This is a genomic window from Allofournierella sp. CML151 (assembly GCF_027853465.1).
GTDB lineage: Bacteria > Bacillota > Clostridia > Oscillospirales > Ruminococcaceae > Allofournierella.
Genome location: NZ_JAPNNW010000003.1, coordinates 64244 through 84904 on the forward strand (window position 1 = coordinate 64244; position 20661 = coordinate 84904).

Annotated in this window: 16 protein-coding genes; 6 read left to right on the plus strand and 10 right to left on the minus strand. The window is 62.8% G+C overall.

Features of this window, described 5'->3' with window-relative positions; all coding sequences use genetic code 11:
- Positions 1 to 13: 13 nt before the first annotated feature.
- Positions 14 to 1027, plus strand: coding sequence for a GDSL-type esterase/lipase family protein (locus tag PH256_RS03230; RefSeq protein ID WP_270912954.1), 1014 nt, complete (start codon positions 14 to 16; stop codon positions 1025 to 1027).
- Positions 1028 to 1190: 163 nt separating this feature from the next.
- On the opposite strand, the gene PH256_RS03235 is transcribed toward PH256_RS03230, so the two are convergent.
- A complete protein-coding gene (locus tag PH256_RS03235; protein WP_270912956.1) occupies positions 1191 to 2852 on the minus strand; it encodes a formate--tetrahydrofolate ligase in 1662 nt (553 codons plus the stop codon).
- A gap of 315 nt (positions 2853 to 3167) precedes the next feature.
- On the opposite strand from PH256_RS03235, the gene PH256_RS03240 reads away from it, so the two are divergent.
- The 5 genes from PH256_RS03240 to PH256_RS03260 all read left to right on the plus strand — a co-directional run bounded on the left by PH256_RS03240 (position 3168) and on the right by PH256_RS03260 (position 11562).
- Positions 3168 to 4337 carry a cysteine desulfurase family protein gene (locus PH256_RS03240; RefSeq protein ID WP_270912957.1) on the plus strand — a complete coding sequence of 390 codons (1170 nt, stop codon included), beginning with the start codon at positions 3168 to 3170 and terminating at the stop codon, positions 4335 to 4337.
- A 43-nt stretch (positions 4338 to 4380) separates the two neighbouring features.
- On the plus strand, positions 4381 to 5607 hold the full coding sequence (thiI, locus tag PH256_RS03245) for a tRNA uracil 4-sulfurtransferase ThiI (RefSeq protein ID WP_270912958.1): 1227 nt from the start codon (positions 4381 to 4383) through the stop codon (positions 5605 to 5607).
- A gap of 52 nt (positions 5608 to 5659) precedes the next feature.
- On the plus strand, positions 5660 to 6979 hold the full coding sequence (locus PH256_RS03250) for a competence/damage-inducible protein A (RefSeq protein WP_333766258.1): 1320 nt from the start codon (positions 5660 to 5662) through the stop codon (positions 6977 to 6979).
- A 146-nt stretch (positions 6980 to 7125) separates the two neighbouring features.
- Positions 7126 to 10044 carry a SpoIID/LytB domain-containing protein gene (locus tag PH256_RS03255; protein ID WP_270912959.1) on the plus strand — a complete coding sequence of 973 codons (2919 nt, stop codon included), beginning with the start codon at positions 7126 to 7128 and terminating at the stop codon, positions 10042 to 10044.
- A gap of 369 nt (positions 10045 to 10413) precedes the next feature.
- Positions 10414 to 11562 (plus strand): LCP family protein, encoded by a 1149-nt coding sequence (locus PH256_RS03260; protein WP_158096400.1) that lies wholly within the window; start codon positions 10414 to 10416, stop codon positions 11560 to 11562.
- 85 nt (positions 11563 to 11647) lie between these two features.
- Here PH256_RS03260 and PH256_RS03265 read toward each other — a convergent pair whose 3' ends face one another.
- The 9 genes from PH256_RS03265 to atpF all read right to left on the minus strand — a co-directional run bounded on the left by PH256_RS03265 (position 11648) and on the right by atpF (position 20660).
- Entirely contained in the window at positions 11648 to 12403 is a 756-nt protein-coding gene (locus PH256_RS03265; protein WP_087184091.1) for an AIM24 family protein, read from the minus strand.
- Between the two features lie 183 nt (positions 12404 to 12586).
- Positions 12587 to 14536: a PepSY domain-containing protein gene (locus PH256_RS03270; protein WP_270912960.1), complete on the minus strand. Its 1950-nt coding sequence runs from the start codon at positions 14534 to 14536 to the stop codon at positions 12587 to 12589.
- On the minus strand, positions 14533 to 15114 hold the full coding sequence (locus PH256_RS03275; RefSeq protein ID WP_270912961.1) for an RNA polymerase sigma factor: 582 nt from the start codon (positions 15112 to 15114) through the stop codon (positions 14533 to 14535). The genes PH256_RS03270 and PH256_RS03275 overlap by 4 nt, the downstream gene beginning before the upstream one ends.
- Before the next feature lie 225 nt (positions 15115 to 15339).
- On the minus strand, positions 15340 to 15741 hold the full coding sequence (locus PH256_RS03280) for a F0F1 ATP synthase subunit epsilon (RefSeq protein ID WP_270912962.1): 402 nt from the start codon (positions 15739 to 15741) through the stop codon (positions 15340 to 15342).
- The gene (gene atpD, locus PH256_RS03285) at positions 15741 to 17138 is read right to left on the minus strand and encodes a F0F1 ATP synthase subunit beta (protein ID WP_270912963.1); all 1398 of its coding nucleotides are present in this window, start codon (positions 17136 to 17138) and stop codon (positions 15741 to 15743) included. Before atpD ends, PH256_RS03280 begins: the two co-directional genes overlap by 1 nt.
- Before the next feature lie 43 nt (positions 17139 to 17181).
- On the minus strand, positions 17182 to 18144 hold the full coding sequence (gene atpG, locus PH256_RS03290) for an ATP synthase F1 subunit gamma (RefSeq protein WP_087184096.1): 963 nt from the start codon (positions 18142 to 18144) through the stop codon (positions 17182 to 17184).
- On the minus strand, positions 18132 to 19649 hold the full coding sequence (gene atpA, locus PH256_RS03295; protein WP_087184097.1) for a F0F1 ATP synthase subunit alpha: 1518 nt from the start codon (positions 19647 to 19649) through the stop codon (positions 18132 to 18134). Before atpA ends, atpG begins: the two co-directional genes overlap by 13 nt.
- Before the next feature lie 7 nt (positions 19650 to 19656).
- Positions 19657 to 20172: an ATP synthase F1 subunit delta gene (atpH, locus tag PH256_RS03300; RefSeq protein WP_087181692.1), complete on the minus strand. Its 516-nt coding sequence runs from the start codon at positions 20170 to 20172 to the stop codon at positions 19657 to 19659.
- Complete coding sequence (gene atpF / locus PH256_RS03305; protein WP_270912964.1) at positions 20169 to 20660, minus strand: F0F1 ATP synthase subunit B; 492 nt, start codon at positions 20658 to 20660, stop codon at positions 20169 to 20171. Before atpF ends, atpH begins: the two co-directional genes overlap by 4 nt.
- Between the last annotated feature and the right edge of the window lies 1 nt (position 20661).

The window sequence follows — 20661 nt, forward strand, 5'->3', positions numbered from 1 at the left end:
AACAGGAGACAACATGGCAAACAGCTATCGAGAATTCAGCAATCAGGTGCGCAGCCGCCAGCGGCGGCGCGCACAGCGGCGGGTGCTGAGCATGGCCCTGCTGGCGGTGATGGTGCTGGGCGTTTCCGGCGTCATCACGGTGGGCATCCAGGCGGTGACCGGCTGGGGCGCGGAGGAGCCCGCCTCCAGCGAGACGATACAGCCGGGCATTTCCGGCAGTGTGCTGGCGCCTCTGCCCATGCAGAACCCGGTGGTGGACACCAACGAGACCGGCTTTGAGCGAATGGGCCCGGTGCAGCAGACCGGAGATTACACCATCAAGACGCTGAGCTATGAGGACATCGTGCAGCCGGAGTGCGGATTGGTGGACAGCACCAAATACCTGCCCGGCGTGGTGTTCCTGGGCGACAGTGTGACCGAGGGCCTGGATCTTTATGAGAACCCGGCCAAGGGCGTGGCCACGGTGCTGGGCTATCGCGGCGCGGTGCCCAGCGACATTGTGAACCGCAAGAGCATGAACCGGTACCAGTCGGAAACGGTGGTGGCCACCGAGGTGGCGCTGGACATCATTGCGCAGAAGCAGCCGAAGGCAGTGTATCTGATGTTCGGCGCGAACGCGCTGGCCACCAGCGCGGACGAGGCGGTGGAAAAGGGTTACTTCGGCTATTATGAGCAGATGATCACCTCGATCCGGGAAGCGGCAGGGCAGGATGTGGAAATTTACATCCAGTCCATGACGCCGGTGACCACCGACTACACCAACACGAACCTGAACAACGAGCGCATCCAGCGCATCAACCAGCAGCTGGCGCAGATGGCGCTGGAGCAGGGCTGCCATTATCTGGACGTCTACAGCTCGCTGGTGGATGACAGCGGCGGACTGAACCCCAGCTACACCACCGAGGGCCTGCATCTGAACTCGGCGGGCTACGGGGCCTGGATGGACTATCTGCTGCGGCATGTGGCCTACAGCAGCGACCTGCCCTATGTGATGGGCAGCACCTATTATCTGGCGGATAACGCCTGATTGCGAAAGTAAAGAGGATAACAAAAAAAGCAGCCGGTGGGAATTTCTCCCACCGGCTGCTTTTTTGTCATCGTGGAAAACTGAAGCGGCAAACCGGGTAAATGAAAAAGAAAAGCCGGATGCGGAACGGCAGACGTACCGCATCCGGTTACCGGTCGGGTCGTTAAAAAAGTCCGGTGATTTTGCCGTTTTCGTCCACGTCGATGTTCTCGGCGGCGGGCTTTTTGGGCAGGCCGGGCATGGTCATGATGCTGCCCATGATAACCACAACGAAGCCCGCACCGGCAGAAAGCCGCACGTCGCGCACGGTCATGGTGAAATCGGAGGGCGCAGCCAGCAGCTTCGCGTCATCGCTGAAGGAATACTGGGTCTTGGCAATGCAGACCGGCAGATTGCCGTAGCCCATGGCCTCGATCTCGGCCAGGGTCTTCAGAGCGGGTGCGCTCCAGGTCACGTCCTTGGCCCGGTAGATCTTCTGTGCAACGGACAGAACTTTTTCTTTCAAAGGCATCTCGTCCGGATAGGTGAAGTTGACGGAGGTGTCATCCTGCATGATGTCCAGAACGGTCTTGGCCAGCTCGGTGCCGCCCTGGCCGCCCTTGGCAAATACCTCAGCCAGCGCGCAGGGCACGCCCAGCTCGGCGCAGATCTTCTTCACGCAGTCGTGCTCGGCAGCGGTGTCGGTGGGGAACGCGTTGATCGCCACGCAAACCGGCAGACCGAAGTTGCGCATGTTCTCCACATGACGGCGCAGGTTGTCCGCACCGGCGGTCAGATAGTCCAGGTTCTCCACACCCAGCTGATCCTTGGGGCATCCGCCGTGATGCTTCAGGGCGCGCACGGTGGCCACGATCACCACCGCGTTGGGGGACAGACCAGCCTTGCGGCACTTGATGTCCAGGAACTTCTCGGCACCCAGATCCGCGCCAAAGCCCGCCTCGGTCACCACGTAATCCGCCAGGCTCAGGCTCAGACGGGTGGCCATCACGCTGTTGCAGCCGTGAGCAATGTTTGCGAAGGGACCGCCGTGGATGATCGCCGGGTTGTTCTCCAGGGTCTGCACCAGGTTCGGATCGAAGGCGTCCTTCAAAAGGGCGGTCATGGCACCCGCCGCGCCGATCTGACCGGCGGTCACCGGCTGGCCGTCGTAGGTGTAGGCCACAACAATGCGGCTCAGCCGCTCCTTTAGGTCCTTCAGATCGGTGGCCAGGCAGAAGATCGCCATGACCTCGCTGGCCACGGTGATGTCGAAGCCGTCCTCACGGGGCACGCCGTTCACCTTGCCGCCCAGACCGTCGGTCACAAACCGCAGCTGGCGGTCGTTCATGTCCACGCAGCGCTTCCAAACGATGCGCCGGGGATCGATGTTGTGGGGGTTGCCCTGGTATACGCTGTTGTCCACCATGGCCGCCAGCAGGTTGTTGGCCGCGCCGATGGCGTGCAGGTCACCGGTGAAATGCAGGTTGATGTCCTCCATGGGCACCACCTGAGCGTAGCCGCCGCCGGCCGCGCCGCCCTTGATGCCGAATACGGGGCCCAGGCTAGGCTCGCGCAGGCAGAGCATGGTCTTCTTGCCCAGAGCGTTCAGACCGTCCGCCAGACCGGTGCTGATGGTGGTCTTGCCCTCACCGGCCGGGGTGGGGCTGATGGCCGTTACAAGAATCAGCTTGCCCTGTTTGCCCTCACGCTTTGCCAGCTTGTGGTCGATCTTTGCCTTGTATTTGCCGTACAGGCTGATCTCATCCTCCGTGAGACCCAGCTTTTTCGCAACCTCGGCAATGGGCTGCAGGGTGGCTTCCTGTGCGATCTGAATATCCGATTTCATGGCGCTCATCCTTTCCTGTTCCGGGCATACACCCATCAAACAACATCGGCCTGCCCGCGCCGGGGCGCAGGCGGGCCGGTGGTCCTTTTCTTTCTTCTATAAGGGTACCAAAATTCGCCCCATCTTACAAGCGTCACACAAGAAGTCGCACTTCTTATGCCACACCGGTTTTCCCCCGGCGGTTTTGGTTGTGAAACCCCGCATCGGTATGCTATACTATATTCTGTATCCCTGTGCGCTTTTCTCTTTGACGAATTTACCGAATTTTTGTAAATTTAAAAGCGTTTAATACTTTTTGTAAAAGGTGAGACCGGAATGCTGCACAACGAAACCCTCCATTATCTGGATAACGCCGCCACCACCATCGTGGATGAGGCAGTGGCGGATGCCGTCCGCAAGGCCATGGTCGAGCACTGGGCCAACCCCTCCAGCCTGTACGGCCCCGGCTGCGAAAGCCGCCGCCTGCTGGAAAAGGCCCGCGCCGGGGTGGCAAAGACTCTGGGCGCGTCCCCCGAGGAGGTGTTCTTCACCGGCTGCGGCTCCGAGAGCAACAACATCGCCATTCTGGGCGCGGCTCTGGCCCGGAAAAGCTGGGGCAAGCGGGTGGTGGTGAGCGGCTACGAGCATCCCAGCGTGGCCATGCCCATGGAACGGCTGCGGCAGCTGGGCTTTGATGTGGTGACCATCAACCCGGACGAGACCGGCCATCTGGACCTGGATGCCTTCGTGAACGCGGTGGACAAAAACACCATTCTGGTGAGCTGCATGCAGGTGAACAACGAGATCGGCACCCTGGTGGACGTGAACCGGCTGGCAAAGCGGGTGAAGGAGAAGAACCCGCGCACCGCCGTGCATGTGGACGGGGTGCAGGCCTGGCTGCGGGTTCCGGTGAAGCTGGAGGGCATCGACAGCTTCACGGTGAGCGGGCATAAGATTCACGCGCCCAAGGGCGTGGGTGCCTTGTACCTGCGCCGGGGCTATAACATCGAGCCGCCCTACCTGGGCGGCGGGCAGGAGCGGGGCCACGGCGGCGGCCAGGAAAAGGGCGTGCGCCCCGGCACCGAAAATCTGCCCTATGCGGTGGGCATGGCCAAGGCCGCGCTGCTGGGCTACAAGAGCATGGCCGAGCGCACCGCCCGCATGGCACAGCTGAACCAGCGGCTGCGCGAAGGGCTGGCCGCAATGCCCGGCATCGTGTTCAACAGCCCCGAGGACGCGGTGGCCGAGGTGGTGAACGTGAGCACCATGTGCATCAAGAGCGAGACCATGCTGCATTTCCTGGAAACCAAAAATGTGTATGTGTCCAGCGGCTCGGCCTGCTCGAAGGGCGCGGCCAGCCACACGCTTGCCGCCATGGGGCTGGAGCCCCTTCGGGCGGACACCGCCTTGCGCATCAGCCTTTGCGGCAATAACACCGAGGCCGACGTGGACGCGCTGCTGGCCGGCTTGGCCGAGGGCATGCAGACCTTAGCCCGCATCCGGTAAAATCGTCAGGATCTGACCCAAAATAAAGGAGTTAACCATTACAATGAAAGAAATCATCATGTGCTACCAGGGCGAGATGGCCCTGAAGGGCCTGAACCGGGCCACCTTCGAATCGGTGCTCAGCAAATCCCTGCGCTGGCGGGTAAAGGATCTGGGCAAATTCCAGGTCTACAAGGCCCAGAGCACCATGTACGTGGAGCCCCGGGACGAGGAAGCCGAAGCCAACATGGAGGAGGCCTACGACCGGGTGAGCAAGGTGTTCGGCCTGGCCGCTCTGAGCCGTGCCGCCGTCTGCGATAAGAACATCGACGCCATCAAGGCCACCGCCGAGGAGTACCTGGGCCCCATTCTGCGAAACCTCAAAACCTTCAAGGTGGAGGCCAAGCGGGCCGATAAATCCTTCCCGCTGAAAAGCCCCGAGCTGTGCCGGGAGCTGGGCGGCTTTCTGCTGAGCAAGCATCCCCACCTGCGGGTGGATGTGCACCATCCTGACATCGTGGTCATGGTGGAGGTGCGGGACTACGGCGCCTACGTGCACGGGCCCAAGGTGCCTGGTGCGGGCGGTCTGCCGGTGGGCACCAGCGGCCGCGCCATCACCATGCTCAGCGGCGGCATCGACAGCCCGGTGGCTGCCTGGTACATGGCTCGCCGCGGCCTGGCGCTGCATCACATCCACTTTGCAAGCCCGCCCTATACCAGCCAGGCCACCCAGGACAAGGTGCGGGATCTGGCCCGGCTGATCGCTCCCTACACCGGCAACTGCGTGCTGTATGTGGTGCCCTACACCACCCCGCAGGAGTACATCCGGGACAACGCGCCTGACGTGCTGTTCACCGTGCTCATGCGCCGCAGCATGATGCGCATTGCCAACCGGATCGCCAAGGAGATCGACGCCAAGGCTCTGGTCACCGGCGAGAGCCTGGCCCAGGTGGCCAGCCAGACCCTGTATGCTCTGGCCTGCACCGACGCGGCCCAGGACCTGCCGGTGCTGCGCCCGCTGATCGGCATGGACAAGAGTGAGATCACGGTGGTGGCCCGCAAGATCGGCACCTTCGAGACCAGCATCCTGCCCTTTGAGGACTGCTGCACCATCTTCACCCCGCCCCATCCCAAGACCAAGCCCACCCTGGCCGAGATCGAGGCGGCGGAGGCCGCCATGCCCGGCCTGGCCGCGCTGGAGGAGCAGGCGGCCGCGGACGTGGAGCGCATCCGCATCGACATGCGGGACCAGAAGCAGGAGGACGATCTGTCCGAGCTGGAAGACTTTTAAACAATAAGGCGCACCGGCTGTGGAAAACCGGCCGGGCGCAGATTTGCAAATCGTGGGAAAGAGGGAAACCAAGTTGAAGGCGGAGATCATCTGCGTGGGCACCGAGCTGCTGCTCGGCGATATTCTGAACACCAACGCCCAGTTCCTGGCCAAGGAACTGGCGGCGCTGGGCATCACGGTCCATCACCAGTGGGTGGTGGGCGACAACGAGGGCCGTCTGGCGCAGCTGGTGGGCGAGGCCATGGAGCGCAGCGACCTGCTGGTCTTCTCCGGCGGGCTGGGCCCCACAGCGGACGACCTGACCAAGGAGACGGTGGCCCGCTGCTTTGACGATACCCTGCAGCTGGAGCCCTCCATTCTGGAAGCCATTCAGGCCTACTTCGCCGCCACCGGCCGGCACATGCCGCCCCACAACGAGAAGCAGGCCATGGTGCCCCAAAAGGGCGGCTGGTTTGAGAACCACAACGGCACCGCCCCGGCGGTCTGGTTCCAGAAGGATGCAAAACGGGCGGTGCTGCTGCCCGGCCCGCCCAGTGAGTTAAAACCCCTGTGGACCGAGCAGGTGCGGCCCTTCCTGTCCGATGGGCAGCAGCGGGTGCTGCACAGTCTGACCCTGCGCATCACCGGCATCGGCGAGAGCCATGTGGAGGAAAAGGTGGGCCACCTGTTTGAGAGCGAGAACCCCACCGCCGCCATCTATGCCAAGACCGGCGAGGTGCAGATTCGCATCACCGCCCGGGCCGCCAGCCACGAGGAGGGCGAGCGGGCTTGCCGGGCCTATGCGGAAAAATTCCGCGCCATTCTGGGGGACGTGATTTACGGGGAGGATGCAAGCGACCTGGAGCACACCCTGGTGCAGACCCTCACCGAAAAGGGCCTGACCGTTGCCACCGCCGAGAGCTGTACCGGCGGACTTGTGAGCCAGCGCATTACCCAGGTGCCCGGCTCCTCGGAGGTGTTCGGCTTCGGCTTCTGTACTTACGCCAACGAAGCCAAGCACAAGCTGCTGGGGGTGAGCGAGGCAACGCTTGCCACCATGGGTGCGGTGAGCTGGCAGACCGCCGCCCAGATGGCGCTGGGCGCGGCCCGGGTCAGCGGGGCGGACATCGCCGTCTCGCTCACCGGCATCGCGGGCCCCGGCGGAGGAACCGCCGAGAAGCCGGTGGGCCTTGTCTATGTGGGCGCGGCCCGGGGCGATGAGGTCTATGTGGCAAAGCTGCTGCTGGGCAATCGGGACCGTCAGAGCATCCGCATCAGTGCCGCCAACCGGGCGCTGGATTATGCCCGGCGGCTGGCGCTGGGGCTGCCCATGCCCGGCGCGGACAAGCTGAGCGCCGAGGAACTGGCGCAGCAGAAACAAGCGATGAGATAAAGGCAACACCGCACAATTCACACCCAAGGGCTCAGGCGGCGTATTGCGCCAAAATTCTCCGGCGCACTCCACCACCTGGAATTATGCGGTATTGCCTAAAGGAATAACACAACAACAAGGAAGAAAAGGGAAACGAGGTGGAAGCAATGGCGCAAGCCAACCGCATGCTGGCGCTGCGGCTGTTTGGTGTACCCCAGGCGAAGGCTCAGGCGGTGCTGAAGGCTGCGGCGGCCCAGGGCTGCCCGGGCCTGCGGCTGTTGAGCAGGGAAGAGGAGCTGGTGGTCTGCGTGAATGTGCGGGCCGAAAGCGAGGCCGAGGCCAGCCGGATCTGCAAGCAGTGGAATGAGTATTTCCGGGAACAGTTTGGCCCGGCAGTGTTCGGCGAGGGCGATACCGAGCTGGCCAAGGCGGCTTTGACCGGCCTGGCAAAAAAGCACAAGCTGTTCGTGGCGGCAGATGAGGCCACCGGCCATCTGCTGGAGGCACGCATCCGCGGAGAGCAGGAGGCCGCCGCAGTTTACGATTTCGGCGATCACAGCTACCGGCATCCCACCAAGGCGGACCGTCTGGCGCCGCCCCGGGCCCTGCTGGACAAATACCCCGACTGCCCGGTGCAGCCTGCGGCGGGCCGTGCCCATCAGGCGCTGGCGCTTTCCGGCGCGGACTGGGCGGTGAGCTATCAGCCTGCCCAGGGCGTGCAGCCCGGCTTTGTGCTGGTGTGCGGGGCAAAGATGGTGTATCTGCATGTGCTGGCCCCCAGTGCCCAGCCCGGTATGCTGGCCGCCAACTGGATCTTTGATATGCTGCGCCGCCTGGCCCTGGGCCTGGAGGCAGCAGAAGAGGTGCAGAGCTTTGCCTACGGCAAGCCTGCCCCGGTGCTGCCGGTGCTGCAAACTCCCGTTCCCCCGAAAACCGAGGCGCCCCGGCCCCGTTCGGCGGCAGCGCCCCAGCCGGGCGCAGAAAACGCCGCCTGGCAGAAATCCGGCGGGACTGTGCCTCCGGTGAGCCGGGCTGCCAACCTGCGCAGTGCCGGCCGGCAGCTGTTCGATGAATCCGCCCAGCTGCCCGAGCCGCCCGCTTCCAAAAAGAATCCCATGGCCAGGCTGCTTGGCTGCCTGGTGGCGGTGCTGCTCATTGCGGCCATTGCCTTCGGCGTGGTGTGGCTGGCCGAGCGCCCCGCCACCCAGCAGATGAGCAGTGCAGGCTACGGCACCGCTGACTACGACACCGCCGCCCGGGATTATCTGACCCGGGCCCAGCAGAGCAACAGCCAGGTGGCGGCCTATCTGGCCCTGCCCAAGCTGGGCGGCACTCTGGTCTACCAGCCGGACGCAGCCCAGCCCGGCCAGGCGGTGGGCCTTGCGGTGCAGGCGGCCCAGGGAGATGAGCTGGCACGCTTTGTGAGCAGCGGCCAGCCCGGCCAGGCCCGCACCAATCAGATCGTGGAATGCCCGGTGGACAGCATCCGGCAGCTGAGCGAGCTGGACGAGGAGGAGCTGCTGCGGGACAACTGCGGCTTTACCCTGTACACCGACGGCAGCACCTATCGCTATAAGGTGGCCGCCGTCTTTTACTGGGACCCGGCCGAGACCGGCGAGACCGCCTTCGATCTGTACGGTCTGCAGGATCTGAGCGACCAGCAGAATTTCCTGAATTTTGTGCTGGGGGTCAAGGCCCGCAGCCTGTATGAGATGCCGGTTGATCTGGAGGACTGGGACAGCTTCGTCACCCTGGTGGCCGACACATCGGACGCTTCCGGCCGCAAGCTGGCGGTTACTGGCCGCCTGCAGCGGCAGGACGAGGCGGGCTTTCTGCTGGGCAAGCAGATTACCCAGGCGGACCAGCCTCTGCTGCCTCTGGCCATGTATGAGCAGAGCGGGGAGGAGGTCCCCTCGGTGGAGACGCTGAACCAGTACTGGATGAACTGGTATGCTACCGGTGGCGCCACCAGCAGTGACGTGCAGCAGGAGAGCGGCATGCCCCAGGAGGATCAGGTGGTGGAGGGTGTACACCCGCTGGACCCCAATGCCACCCCCATTCCAACTCTGACGCCGCCGCCCACCGACGCGCCCGCGACTCCCAGCCCCAAGCCCAGTGCGACCCCCAAGCCGGGAACCACGCCGAAGCCCGGGGCTACCGAGGCGCCGGATGCCACCGGGACACCCCAGGCCACCCAGACACCCCAGGCCACCCAGGCTCCCTCCGATTCCGGTGATTCCGGTACGGCGCAGCCCACTCCGGCTCCGCAGCCGACCCAGGCGCCTCAGCCCACCGCCACGCCCAGCGCGGGCACCATCACGGTGACCATGAACGGCGTGCGGCAGGAGATGGACCTGGTGGAATGTCTGGCCATGATTGCCCGCAACGAGCTGGGAGCAGGCGCGCCCATTGAGGCCTACAAGGCTCAGATGGTGGCCGCACACTCCTGGATTCTGAGCCAGGGCGGTGCGCCCAGTGTTTCCGGCCGTGAGCCCAACGAAACCATCCGGCAGGCAGCCCGGGAGGTGGCCAACCAGATTGTGACCTACAACGGCCGTGTGGCCTTCACTCCCTACTTCGCCAGCGCAGCCTTCGGCACCTGCCCCAGTGAGGACGTGTGGGGCTCCTCCCGCCCCTACCTGGTGGCGGTGGAAAGCCCCTATGACCAGCAGTATGCCTCCAACTGGCAGAACACCCGTGTGTTCACCGAGCAGGAGGTGGCCGACCGGGCCATGGAAAAGCTGGGTGTGGACCTGTATGCCTACAGTGAGGACCCCAATGAATGGTTCGGCGATATTGTGAAGAACTCCTCCGGCTATGTGACCAGTCTGCGGCTGGGTACCGCCACCATCACCGGTCAGAAGCTGCAGGTGAGCGTGCTGGCCGGATTCCCCGGCCGGGATATCCGCAGCGCCGCCTTCGACATCACTTATGCGGACGGCAATTTCAGCATCACCTGTTACGGCTACGGCCACGGGTGCGGTCTGTCCCAGTACGGCGCCTGGGGCTATGCGGCCAACGGCTGGACCTACGACCAGATCCTGGCCCATTACTTCCCCGGCACCACTCTTTCTGCCGTGGGCTGAGTGCCATCCCCCTCGCATAAGCCTTGCAAGCGGGGCGTTTTCCCAAGGGAAAGCGCCCCGCTTTTTTATGTTTCTGGCAAAAAAATGGGGAATCATACAGGAAAGGCTATCAAAATTTTGGGGTTTCCGCGGCTGAATGCACAAAACAGGAAAAGAGGATTTGTGCGAAAAGGAAAAAATGCGGGAAAACACTCCCCAATTCGACGGGAATACGGTATAATATCGGTTGTTACTTTTTTGATACTTGTTGGAAAGTATCTCCCGGGGCATGGCTCCGGGCTTTTTGTCAGCCGCCGGTCAAGCCTTACTGCATCCCCGGCGGCTGTTCCGTGCAATCAACCAAATAAGTAAAAAGAAAGGGGAACCTGCGTGGAAAACCCGGCAAAGAAAAATTGGATCAAGATCCTGGTGATCGTTGTTGCAGTGGTGCTGCTGGCTGGATGCAGCGCCATGGCCTATCTTTACAGCCAGATTGCCCCCGCCTTCGATGAGGGCGAGGCGGGCACCCTGAACCAGCAGACCGATCCGGACATCGAGGCAGGCGGCGACCGCTTCTACAACCTGCTGATGGTGGGCATCGACTACGACGCCGACGACGACGGCCGCGACTACGCGGAAGGCAAGGGCATGACTGACGTGATCATGTACGTGCAGATCGACCGGGACAGCGGCAAGGTGAACGCCTTCCAGATCCCCCGCGATACCTACGCGGGCGAGGAAGTGGGCGAGGGCATCAAGACCAACACCGGCAAGATCAACGAGGTCTACGCCAACGGCCCGGACCAGAAGAACAAGATCAACAATCTGGCCAACAAGATCTACGAGCTGTTCAAGCTGCCGGTGGATGACTATGTGGTCATCGACATGCAGGCCTTCAAGACCATGCTGAACAACATGGGCGGCATCGAGATGTACGTCCCCTGGGACATTGTCACCGTGGACAAGAAAACCGGCCACGAGGATGTGGTCTGCAAGCAGGGCACCCACCGCATCAGCGGCGACACCGCCGAGCTGATTCTGCGCAACCGGAATTACTCCACCGCCGACTACAAGCGGCTGGAGACCCAGCAGTACTTCTACGCGGCTTTGCTCAAGAGCTTTTTGAACGATTACACCCTGGCCGATTACTATAGCACCTGCAAGGTGGTGGCCCACTACATCGATACCAGCCTGGACATCACCGAGATCTGGGGCCTGTACGCCACCATGCTGAAGGTGGAGCCGGAGAACATCTACATCGTGCGCGCACCCGGCGGCGCGGCCAACATCAACGGTCACAGCCAGGTTTATTATGTGGACCGGGAGAGCTGTGCCGAGATTCTGAACGAGCACTTCCGCAGCCCGGACAGCCCGGTGGAAGCCGAGAAGCTGGGCCTCGTTACCGGCCAGACCTATCTCTACGGCATGAACATCGATGAGGGCCGCACCATGGGCGACGTGATGACCAATGCCGAGGAGGGCGAGGCCGAGCTGGCCGCCTCCTCCGAAGCGGCCTCCTCTGAGGCTGCCGAGGGCTGAACCGCCCGCTGAGCTGAACACAAGCAAACAAAAAAAGGCTCCCTGCATGGGGAGCCTTTTTTCTGTAGGAAGAGGTTTGTGCAGGTCAGACCACCGGGGCCATGAGCACCGTGCCGGTGCCCCGGTAAACGTTCACCAGACCTTCACCGGAAACGGCGGAGCCGATCAGGCTGCGGGTGGATTTTTCCACCGTGAAGTTCAGGCTGGAGGACCAGGCAATGGCCATGTTGCCGTCGATGCGCAGCTGGTCGTTGTCCAGCTTGAATTCGATCAGCTCGCTGCGGGGCACCGGGCTTTCCAGCGCCGCCACGCCTGCACCCTTCAGGCACAGGTTGAACAGGCCTTCATTGCCCAGCGCCGCGCTGGACAGGTTCGAGCGGGCCACCACCTTCTGCTGCACCGAGCCGGAGCAGGCCAAAAACAGGCCGTCGTCCAGCACTAGACCGTCCCACTGGCCCACGTCCAGCAGGATGATGTGCTTGTAGGTGGGCTCCAGCATCAGGTGGCCGGTGCCCTTGTACTCCGGCTTTACCGCGCTTTCCTTGGTGGCTTTGGAGGCCAGCGCCTTGCCCAGCAGATCGCCCACGCCCTTGATGCCGGAGGTGGCTTCCACCGCGCCGCTCATCCACTGCATGGCCCCGGCCTGTACCACGTAGCTGTCGCCCTTCAGCTCCAGCAGCAGCTGGCGGCGGCGCACGTTCATCTCGGAAGCATAGTAGCTGGCGATGGCGTTATCCGGGCGTACGCTCAGATCCTTCTCGTATTCCAGCACCCGCATGCCGCCCAGTTGGGCTGCGGTGAGGATGTTGGGGTTGTTCAGCAGATTGTTGAATGTGACCATGGAAAACCCTCCTTGCTGTTGGTCCGGCCATGCGCCCGCTTCCCGAAAAGTGGGAAACGGCGCAAAAAGCGCCTTGTATTTGTGGCCATTATACCACGGAAGGCAGGCAGCGGGAAGAGATTTTGGGAATTTTTTACCAAAACAAAACGGCTGCGGAACTTTCCGCAGCCGTTTTGAATAAACTCAGTTATCCTTTTCAAATTTCAGAATCGCACCGTCGGTGGCGCTGATCTCGTATTCATACTCCAGATTGCCGGACTTGAAGTCGATGGAGTAGTGAGGCGTGCTGTCATCCAGATCGCTGTCCATTTCCAGCTCCCGGATGGCGGACTGGTCCAGCCCGGCATGGCTCAGGGCGTTGGCCAGAGCCTGGTCGGCGCTGATGAAGGAACCGGCGGAAGCAATCGTTTTGTTTTCGCCCTTCCGCACACTGCCGGTGGCGCCGTCGATCTCGTATTCATACTGGGTGGAGCCGGAGAGGAATTTCACCTCGTATTCCACGCGGCCGTCATCCCAGTCCCGCTCGATGTACAGGTTTTGGACCTTATCCTCGGTCAGACCCGCATGCTGGAGCGCGGCGGCCTTGGCGCCGTCCTCGCCGATGTCGGTGGAGGAGGTGGCGCCGGTGCTGGAGCTGCTGTTGCTGTTGGTAGTGCCGGTATTGGCGCTGATGGCGGTGGGAGCGGCATGTGCCTCGGACTCATACTGGCGCACGGTGCCGTCCGCGTTGATTTCGTATTCGTATTCGGTGCTGCCCTGCCAGAACTCCACCTCATACACCCGCTGGCCGTCGTCCCAGTCCAGCTTGGCGGTCAGGCCGGTCACCTGATCGGCGGAGAGACCCGCATGCTTCAGGGCGGCGGTTTTGGCGGCATCCAGACCCACGTCAGTGCTGCTGGAAGCGGCTGTGCCGGAGGAGGAGTGCTCCTCCTTCTCGCTCTTCAGAATCTGGCCCGCGCCGTCCACCGCGCAGAAGTACTCGGTGCTGCCGGTCCAGAATTTCACCTTGTAAACAAAGCGTCCGTCATCGTAGCTGGGGATCACCAGAATGCCCTCCGCCTGGTCCTCGCTCAGACCAACGGCGTTCAGAGCAGCGGCCTTGGCGGCAGCTTCGTCGATGGAGGCGTCCTGGCCCGCGGCGGCGGTGTAGCGCTCGGTGCGGTTCTTCACAATCTCGCCGGTGGTGGCATCCACATCGTACTCATATTCCACGTTTCCGGCCCAGAATTCCACCTCGTAGACCATCCGGCCGTCCTCCATGTCAAAGTCCACCTTGGACACGGTCACCTGGTCGGCGGTCAGGCCCGCGTGGGCCAGAGCGGCGTTCTTGGCCACCTCGGTGCCGATGTAGCCGCCGTCGCTGGCGCGGCCGGTGGAGGTCACGGCGGTGAGGGTGGTGGCCTGGCTGGAGAGCAGCAGGTTCAGATCGTTCACGGTCCGGCCGGCCAGACTCTCAAAGGTGAGGGTGGGGTTCTGGTCCACCAGCTGCTGGATCAGCTGGGCCTTGCCCAGCGAGATGCCGTATTCGTCGGCCTTGGCCTGCAGGTCCTGATCCTGGCTTACCACCTGGCTCAGGATGGCCCCGTTGATGGAGCTGGAGGTCATCACCGCGTTCACCGTCTCGGTGAGCTGGCTTTCCAGCTGGGCGGCCCGGTTGGCGTCGTCATCCTCCACCGTGATCAGGATAGAGTTGGCCAGCTCATCCACATAGCCGTTTTTCAGCAGCGAGCCCATCAGGGCATTCACCGCCACGTCCAGAGTGGCGCCCTTCAGATCCATGCCGTCCAGCACGGCGGCGGCGTCCTCATTGAGGGGGGTGGCCCGCAGCACCCGCTCGCGGCGGTTGAGCACCAGCTCGATGCTGGGGTTCACGTCCAGCGAGACGATGGACGCGGCGGTCTGGGACTGATTGTAGTAAATCGAGCCTCCGCCAATGGCCAGTACCAGGCAGGCGGCAGCGGCCAGAGCGGCCAGGCGCAGGGGCTTGCGGTTTTTCTTTTCAGGATTCTGATTCGTCATGGGGATCACGTTTCCTTTCCGGTCATCACAGCGAAGGAGAACGCTTTCCACGTCGTTGGGTGCCGCGTGTTCCAAAGCGGTGCGCAGCGCCTGTTCCACATTGCGGTCGGTCATTGCGCGTCATCTCCTTCCAGAATGGTTTTCAGCTTTTTCAGGGAACGGTGATACTTGGAAAGCACGGTGGGCAGTGCCAGGCCCAGGAACTGGGCGATCTCCCGGTGCTTGAGCCCGCAGACCGCGTGCAGCACCACGATGTGCCGCTCCTCGTCCGAAAGGCGCCCCAGCGCCGCAGCCAGCACGGTGCGGTCATCGGCGGTGAGGGAGTCGCTCTCGATGGAAAAGGCGGACCACTGGGCCTCGGAAAGATCCTGGATGCGGGCTGCGGTGCGCAGCCGTCCCAGCGCCAGATTCCGGGCGATGGTGAGCAGCCAGGCCATGGGCTTGCCCTGGGGCCGGTAGGAGGGAGCGGCGGCCCACACCTTCACGAAGGTGTCCTGGGCCACATCCTCGGCCTCCGCGCCGTTTTTCAGGTAAGAGAGGGCCAGGCCGTACACCGCCGCCCGGGTACGGCGGTAAAGTTCGGCCAGATCCTCCCGGCTGCCTGCGGCAATGCCGCCGATCAGCGCTTCCAGCTCCCCGTTGGGGTTCGCGGCACGGGCCTCCTGGGCCATTGCGCCAAGCACAAGCATCATATCCGTTGTCTCCTGTCGTTCTAGTAATGCACGGAACAAAACGTTTATTGCATTGCTTTCAAAATTTTTTTTGCAAAGGGAAAAGGCCCTTGTTTCCTTTATTATAGAATGGGCTATGCAGCCTTGGCAAGCGCAAAAAAAGACCCCGCAGGAAAGCCCATTTGGGCCGCCCTGCGGGGCAAAACAGAATGAAGAAGGAAAAAGCGAAAAAAGAAAGGGGGAAAATCAGCGCCGGCCGGATACCTTCAGGCGGGCCATGGCGCGGGCCAGAGCAGCCTTGGAACGGTAATACTCCTCCACGCTCTTCTTCTGGCGCAGGCGCTCCTCGGCGCGCTCCTTGGCTTCCTGGGCGCGCTTGGCGTCGATCTCCTCGGGCTTTTCGGCGGTGCTCACCAGCACGATGGCACGCTCGGGCATGATTTCCACAAAGCCCTGGCCGATGGCGGCAACCTGCCACTCACCGTCCACCTTGTAGCGCAGCTCACCCGGCTCCATGGCGGTTACAGCGGGCTCGTGGCCCGGCTGTACGCCGTACAGGCCGTCGATGGCGGGGATAACCAGCTCCTCGGCGGGGCCGATGTAGAACTGGCGCTCGGGGGTGATGATCTCCAGAAACAGGTCAGCCATCAGATCGCCCCCTGTGCCCGGGCCTTCTCACGCACGTCGTCCACGGTGCCCACGTTGGAGAACGCGGTCTCGGGGTACTGATCCAGCTCGCCGCCCAGAATGGCTTCGAAGCTGTTGATGGTTTCAGCCAGGGGCACATACTTGCCCTGCAGGCCGGTGAACTGCTCGGCCACGAAGAAGGGCTGGCTGAAGAACTGCTGGATGCGGCGGGCCCGCTCCACGGTCTTCTTGTCGTTTTCGCCCAGCTCTTCCATGCCCAGAATGGCGATGATGTCCTGCAGCTCCTTGTAGCGCTGCAGCAGCTCCTGCACGCCGCGGGCCACGTTGTAATGGCGCTGGCCCACCACGTCGGGCTCCAGAATACGGCTGGTGGACTCCAGGGGGTCCACAGCGGGGTAGATGCCCTGCTCCACGATCTTACGGCTCAGCACGGTGGTGGCGTCCAGATGGGTGAAGGTGGTGGCGGGCGCGGGGTCGGTCAGGTCATCGGCGGGCACGTAAACGGCCTGCACGCTGGTGATGGCGCCGTTCTTGGTGGAGGTGATTCGCTCCTGCAGCGCGCCGACCTCGTTGGCCAGGGTGGGCTGGTAGCCCACGGCGCTGGGCATACGGCCCATCAGGGCGGAAACCTCGCTGCCGGCCTGCACGTAACGGAAGATGTTGTCGATGAACAGCAGCACATCCCGCTTTTCCTGATCGCGGAAGTACTCGGCCATGGTCAGACCGGTCAGAGCAACGCGCATACGGGCTCCCGGGGGCTCGTTCATCTGGCCGAAGACCAGGGCGGTCTTCTCCAGAACGCCGGACTCGCTCATCTCGCGCCACAGGTCGTTGCCCTCACGGGTACGCTCGCCCACGCCGGTGAAGATGGAGTAGCCGCCGTGCTCGGTGGCGATGTTGCGGATCAGCTCCTGAATCAGCACGGTCTTGCCAACGCCCGCGCCGCCGAACAGGCCGATCTTACCGCCGCGGGCGTAGGGGGCCAGCAGGTCGATGACCTTGATGCCGGTCTCCTGGATCTGAACCACGGGGCTCTGATCCACGAAGTTGGGGGGCTCGCGGTGAATGGACCACTTCTCGGAATCGGTCACTTCCTCGCGGCCGTCGATGGCATGGCCCAGAACGTTGAACATGCGGCCCAGGCATTTTTCGCCCACGGGCACTTCAATGGGCGCGCCGCTGGCGGTCACTTCCACGCCGCGGCCCAGGCCCTCGCTGGGGCTGAGCATGATGCAGCGCACGGTGTTGCCGCCCACATGCTGGGCGACCTCCATGACCTGCTCGGCGCCGTTCAGCTGCACGGTCAGGGCATCGTTGATGGCAGGCAGCTTGCCGTCCTTGAACTCAACGTCCACAATGGGGCCCAGAACCTGTGCGATGGTGCCTTTGTTTTGCATATCGGTTCCTCGCTTTCAAATATCGAACAATAGAAGAAAAGGATCAGGAGCGTTTCAGCACGCTGCCGTCAGCGCTCACCAGCAGAGTGAGTGCGGGCTGCATGCGGCGCTCGGGGCGGACCTTGCCGCCTTTCTGCTGGGCGCCGCCCACGATCTCGGTGATCTCCTGGGTAATGGCGGTCTGCCGGGCCCGGTTGTATTCCAGCGAAAGGGTGCGGATCATCTCGCGGGCATTCTTGGTGGAGGAATCCATGGCGGTCATGCGGGCATTCTGCTCGCTGCAGAAGGATTCCACCAGGCAGCCGAAGAGCACGCCCTTCAGGTAACCGGGCACGATCTTATCCATGACCTTGTGCTCGGAAGGAACGTACACCACCTGCCGGTTGTACTGGCCGGCGGTGTACTGGGCTTCCTTGTGGGCGAACTGCTCCCGGGTGAGGGGAAGCAGCTGGTAGGTGGCGGGCCGCATCAGAACGGGGTTCACCATCTCGGTGTAGATCACGTGCACCTCGTCCAGCTGGCCCCGCAGAAACAGGTCCACCATGGTGTCGCTGATATCCCGCGCTCTGGTCACGGTGGGGTCCTGCGCGGTATAAAGGAATTCGCCGTCCACGTTCACGTTCTTGCCGGCGAAGTAGGCCCGGCCCACCTGGCCGATCACAAACAGGATCGGGTTCTCGGTGGCAGCCAGCTTTTCCTCGGCCAGCTTGAGCACGTTGTGGTTGTAGGCGCCCGCCAGGCCCTTGTCACCGGTGATCACGATGTAGCCCACCGTGCGGTGCTTTTTTTCGGGGCGGGTGTCCATGAAGGGATGGTGGAATTCCTTGGAGTGATACAGAATATCGGCAATGGTATCCTGAATCTTCTGGAAGTAAGGCTCAACGCCATTCAGCTGCTGGCGGGCCTTGCGCATCTTGGAGGAGGAGATCAGATACATGGCATTGGTGATCTTCAGGGTCTGATCCACGCTCTTGATGCGGGTACGGATCTCTTTTATGCTTGCCATTGCGCGCTCACCTGTCCCTTATAGGCATCCAGTTCGGCGCGGATGCTCTCGGCAACAGCGGCGGAAAGCGCGCCGGTGGATTCGATCTCTTCCAGCAGCTGGGGCTGGGTGTTCTCCAGGTAGTCCACAAAGCCCTGAGCCACCTCACGGGACTTGGCCAGAGGCACATCCGCCAGCAGGCTGCCGGTGGAGATGTACAGGATAACCGCCTGGCGGCTCACGCTCATGGGATGATACAGCGGCTGCTTGAGGATCTCCATCAGCTGCTTGCCGTGGTCCAGAGCGGTCTGGGTGGCCTTGTCCAGGTCAGAGCTGAACTGGGTGAACACCTCCAGCTCGCGGAAGCGGGCCAGGTCGATACGCAGGGTACCGGCGGTCTTCTTCACGGCCTTGGTCTGGGCGCTGCCGCCCACACGGCTCACGGAAAGGCCCACGTTTACGGCGGGGCGCTGGCCTGCGAAGAACAGGCTGCTCTCCAGATAGATCTGGCCATCGGTGATGGAAATCACGTTGGTGGGGATGTAGGCGGAAACGTCGCCCGCCTGGGTCTCGATGATGGGCAGAGCGGTCATGGAGCCGCCGCCGTATTCCTTGGTCAGGCGGCAGGAGCGCTCCAGCAGGCGGCTGTGCAGGTAGAACACGTCGCCGGGGTAAGCCTCACGGCCGGGGCTGCGGTGCAAAAGCAGGCTCAGGGCACGGTAGGCCACCGCATGCTTGGACAGATCGTCGTAAACGATCAGCACGTCCTTGCCCTTGGACATGAAATACTCGCCGATGGCAGTGGCGGAGTAGGGAGCGATGTACTGCAGGGGTGCAGGCTCGCTGGCCGGGCTGGACACGATGATGGTGTAGTCCATGGCGCCGTACTTCACAAAGTTGTTGCGCAGCTGGGCCACGGTGGAGGCCTTCTGGCCGATGGCCACGTAGATGCAGATCACATCCTTGCCCTTCTGGTTCAGGATGGTATCCACCGCGATGGCGGTCTTGCCGGTCTGGCGGTCGCCGATGATCAGCTCGCGCTGGCCGCGGCCGATGGGCACCATGGAGTCGATGGCCAGGATGCCGGTCTGCAGGGGAACGTTTACGGGCTCACGGCTCACAACGCCGGAGGCCTCGCGCTCGATGGGCATGCGGGCCGCAGCCTCGATGGCACCCAGGCCGTCGATGGGCTCGCCCAGGGCGTTCAGGGTGCGGCCGATCATGGCCTCGCCGGCGGGAACGTCTGCCGCACGGCCGGTGCGCTTGACCACGCTGCCCTCGGCCAGACCCTCTTCGCTGCCCAGCAGAACAACGCCCACGCTGTCCCGCTCCAGGTTCAGAACGATGCCCTTGGCGCCGGTCTCAAATTCCACCAGCTCGCCGTAAACCGCCTTGTCCAGGCCGTATACGGTGGCAATGCCGTCGCCGATCTCGATCACGGTACCGGTCTCTTCGTGAGTGGCGCGGCTGTCGTATGCTTCAATCTCCTGGCGGAGAATGGAAATGATCTCTTCGGATTGATTCACTGTGGCTTCACCTCTCTTGCAGGCGGCGCGCCAAACGATGCAGCTGCCCGCTCACACTCTTGTTATAGGTCGTCCCGTCGATCTCCAGGACGAAGCCGCCCACCAGAGACGGATCAACGATCACCTGCATCTCCACGCCGTCGCGGCCGTGGCGGCGGCACATGGCCTTGGCGATGTCCACCACCATGGCCTCGTCCGGCATCTGGGCGCAGCGCATCACGCAAACCGTCTGGTTGGCAGCGGCCAGCGTGAGCAGATGATATTCATATACGATATCGGCAAGCAGGGCAAAGCGGCCCTTTTTTGCCAGCAGTTCATAAAAATGCATCAGCCGGTCCGGGCAGCTTGCGAAGGGCAGGCGGCGCAGTACCGCCTGCTTTTCTTCCAAGCGGACCGCCGGGCTGACCAGCGCTTCCAGCAGGGGCTTATTTTCCAGAATGAGCTGCGCGGTGTCGCGCAGCTCGTCCTCGGTGCAGCCGGCCTGATACAAAGCGCTCGCATAACGGGCGGCAGTCAGGCTCATGCGGTCTCCTCCACTTCAGCCAGGAAGGCGTTGACCAGTTCCCGGTCAGCCTGGCTGTTCATCTTCTGCTGCGACACCTTGGAGGCAGCCAGCAGCGCCAGCATGGCGATCTCCTGGCGGGCGCCCTCCAGCATGGCATCCCGGTCGGCCTGGGCCTGCTTCTGGGCGTCGGCCTGCATGCGGGCAATGTCATCCCGGGCCTTGGCCAGCTGAGCCTCATACTCCTGCTGACCGCGCTTTTTGGCCGCGTCCACAATGTCCTGGGCCTCTTTTTTTGCGTTCAGCAGCTGGGCTTCATACTCCTGGCGGCTCTTCTCCGCCTGGTCCATTTTGGCGTTGGCGCCGTCGATGGTGTCGGCAATTTCCTTGGACCGCTCGTCCAGCATTTTGGTGACCGGTCCGAACAAAAAGATCTTCATCAGAACCAGCAGGATCGCCAGGTTGATGAACACATAAATGATGTTTGCGTCAAGGTTTAAAATCGACACG

Excerpts from the sequence above, each read along its gene's own strand:
- PH256_RS03255 (WP_270912959.1), top strand. The coding sequence starts at position 7,126 with ATGGCGCAAGCCAACCGCATGCTGGCGCTGCGGCTGTTTGGTGTACCC.
- PH256_RS03230 (WP_270912954.1), top strand. The coding sequence starts at position 14 with ATGGCAAACAGCTATCGAGAATTCAGCAATCAGGTGCGCAGCCGCCAG.
- atpH (WP_087181692.1), bottom strand. The coding sequence starts at position 20,172 with ATGAGCCTGACTGCCGCCCGTTATGCGAGCGCTTTGTATCAGGCCGGC.
- PH256_RS03270 (WP_270912960.1), bottom strand. The coding sequence starts at position 14,536 with ATGACCGACCGCAATGTGGAACAGGCGCTGCGCACCGCTTTGGAACAC.
- PH256_RS03235 (WP_270912956.1), bottom strand. The coding sequence starts at position 2,852 with ATGAAATCGGATATTCAGATCGCACAGGAAGCCACCCTGCAGCCCATT.
- atpD (WP_270912963.1), bottom strand. The coding sequence starts at position 17,138 with ATGCAAAACAAAGGCACCATCGCACAGGTTCTGGGCCCCATTGTGGAC.
- thiI (WP_270912958.1), top strand. The coding sequence starts at position 4,381 with ATGAAAGAAATCATCATGTGCTACCAGGGCGAGATGGCCCTGAAGGGC.
- atpG (WP_087184096.1), bottom strand. The coding sequence starts at position 18,144 with ATGGCAAGCATAAAAGAGATCCGTACCCGCATCAAGAGCGTGGATCAG.
- PH256_RS03240 (WP_270912957.1), top strand. The coding sequence starts at position 3,168 with ATGCTGCACAACGAAACCCTCCATTATCTGGATAACGCCGCCACCACC.
- PH256_RS03280 (WP_270912962.1), bottom strand. The coding sequence starts at position 15,741 with ATGGCTGACCTGTTTCTGGAGATCATCACCCCCGAGCGCCAGTTCTAC.
- PH256_RS03275 (WP_270912961.1), bottom strand. The coding sequence starts at position 15,114 with ATGATGCTTGTGCTTGGCGCAATGGCCCAGGAGGCCCGTGCCGCGAAC.
- PH256_RS03265 (WP_087184091.1), bottom strand. The coding sequence starts at position 12,403 with ATGGTCACATTCAACAATCTGCTGAACAACCCCAACATCCTCACCGCA.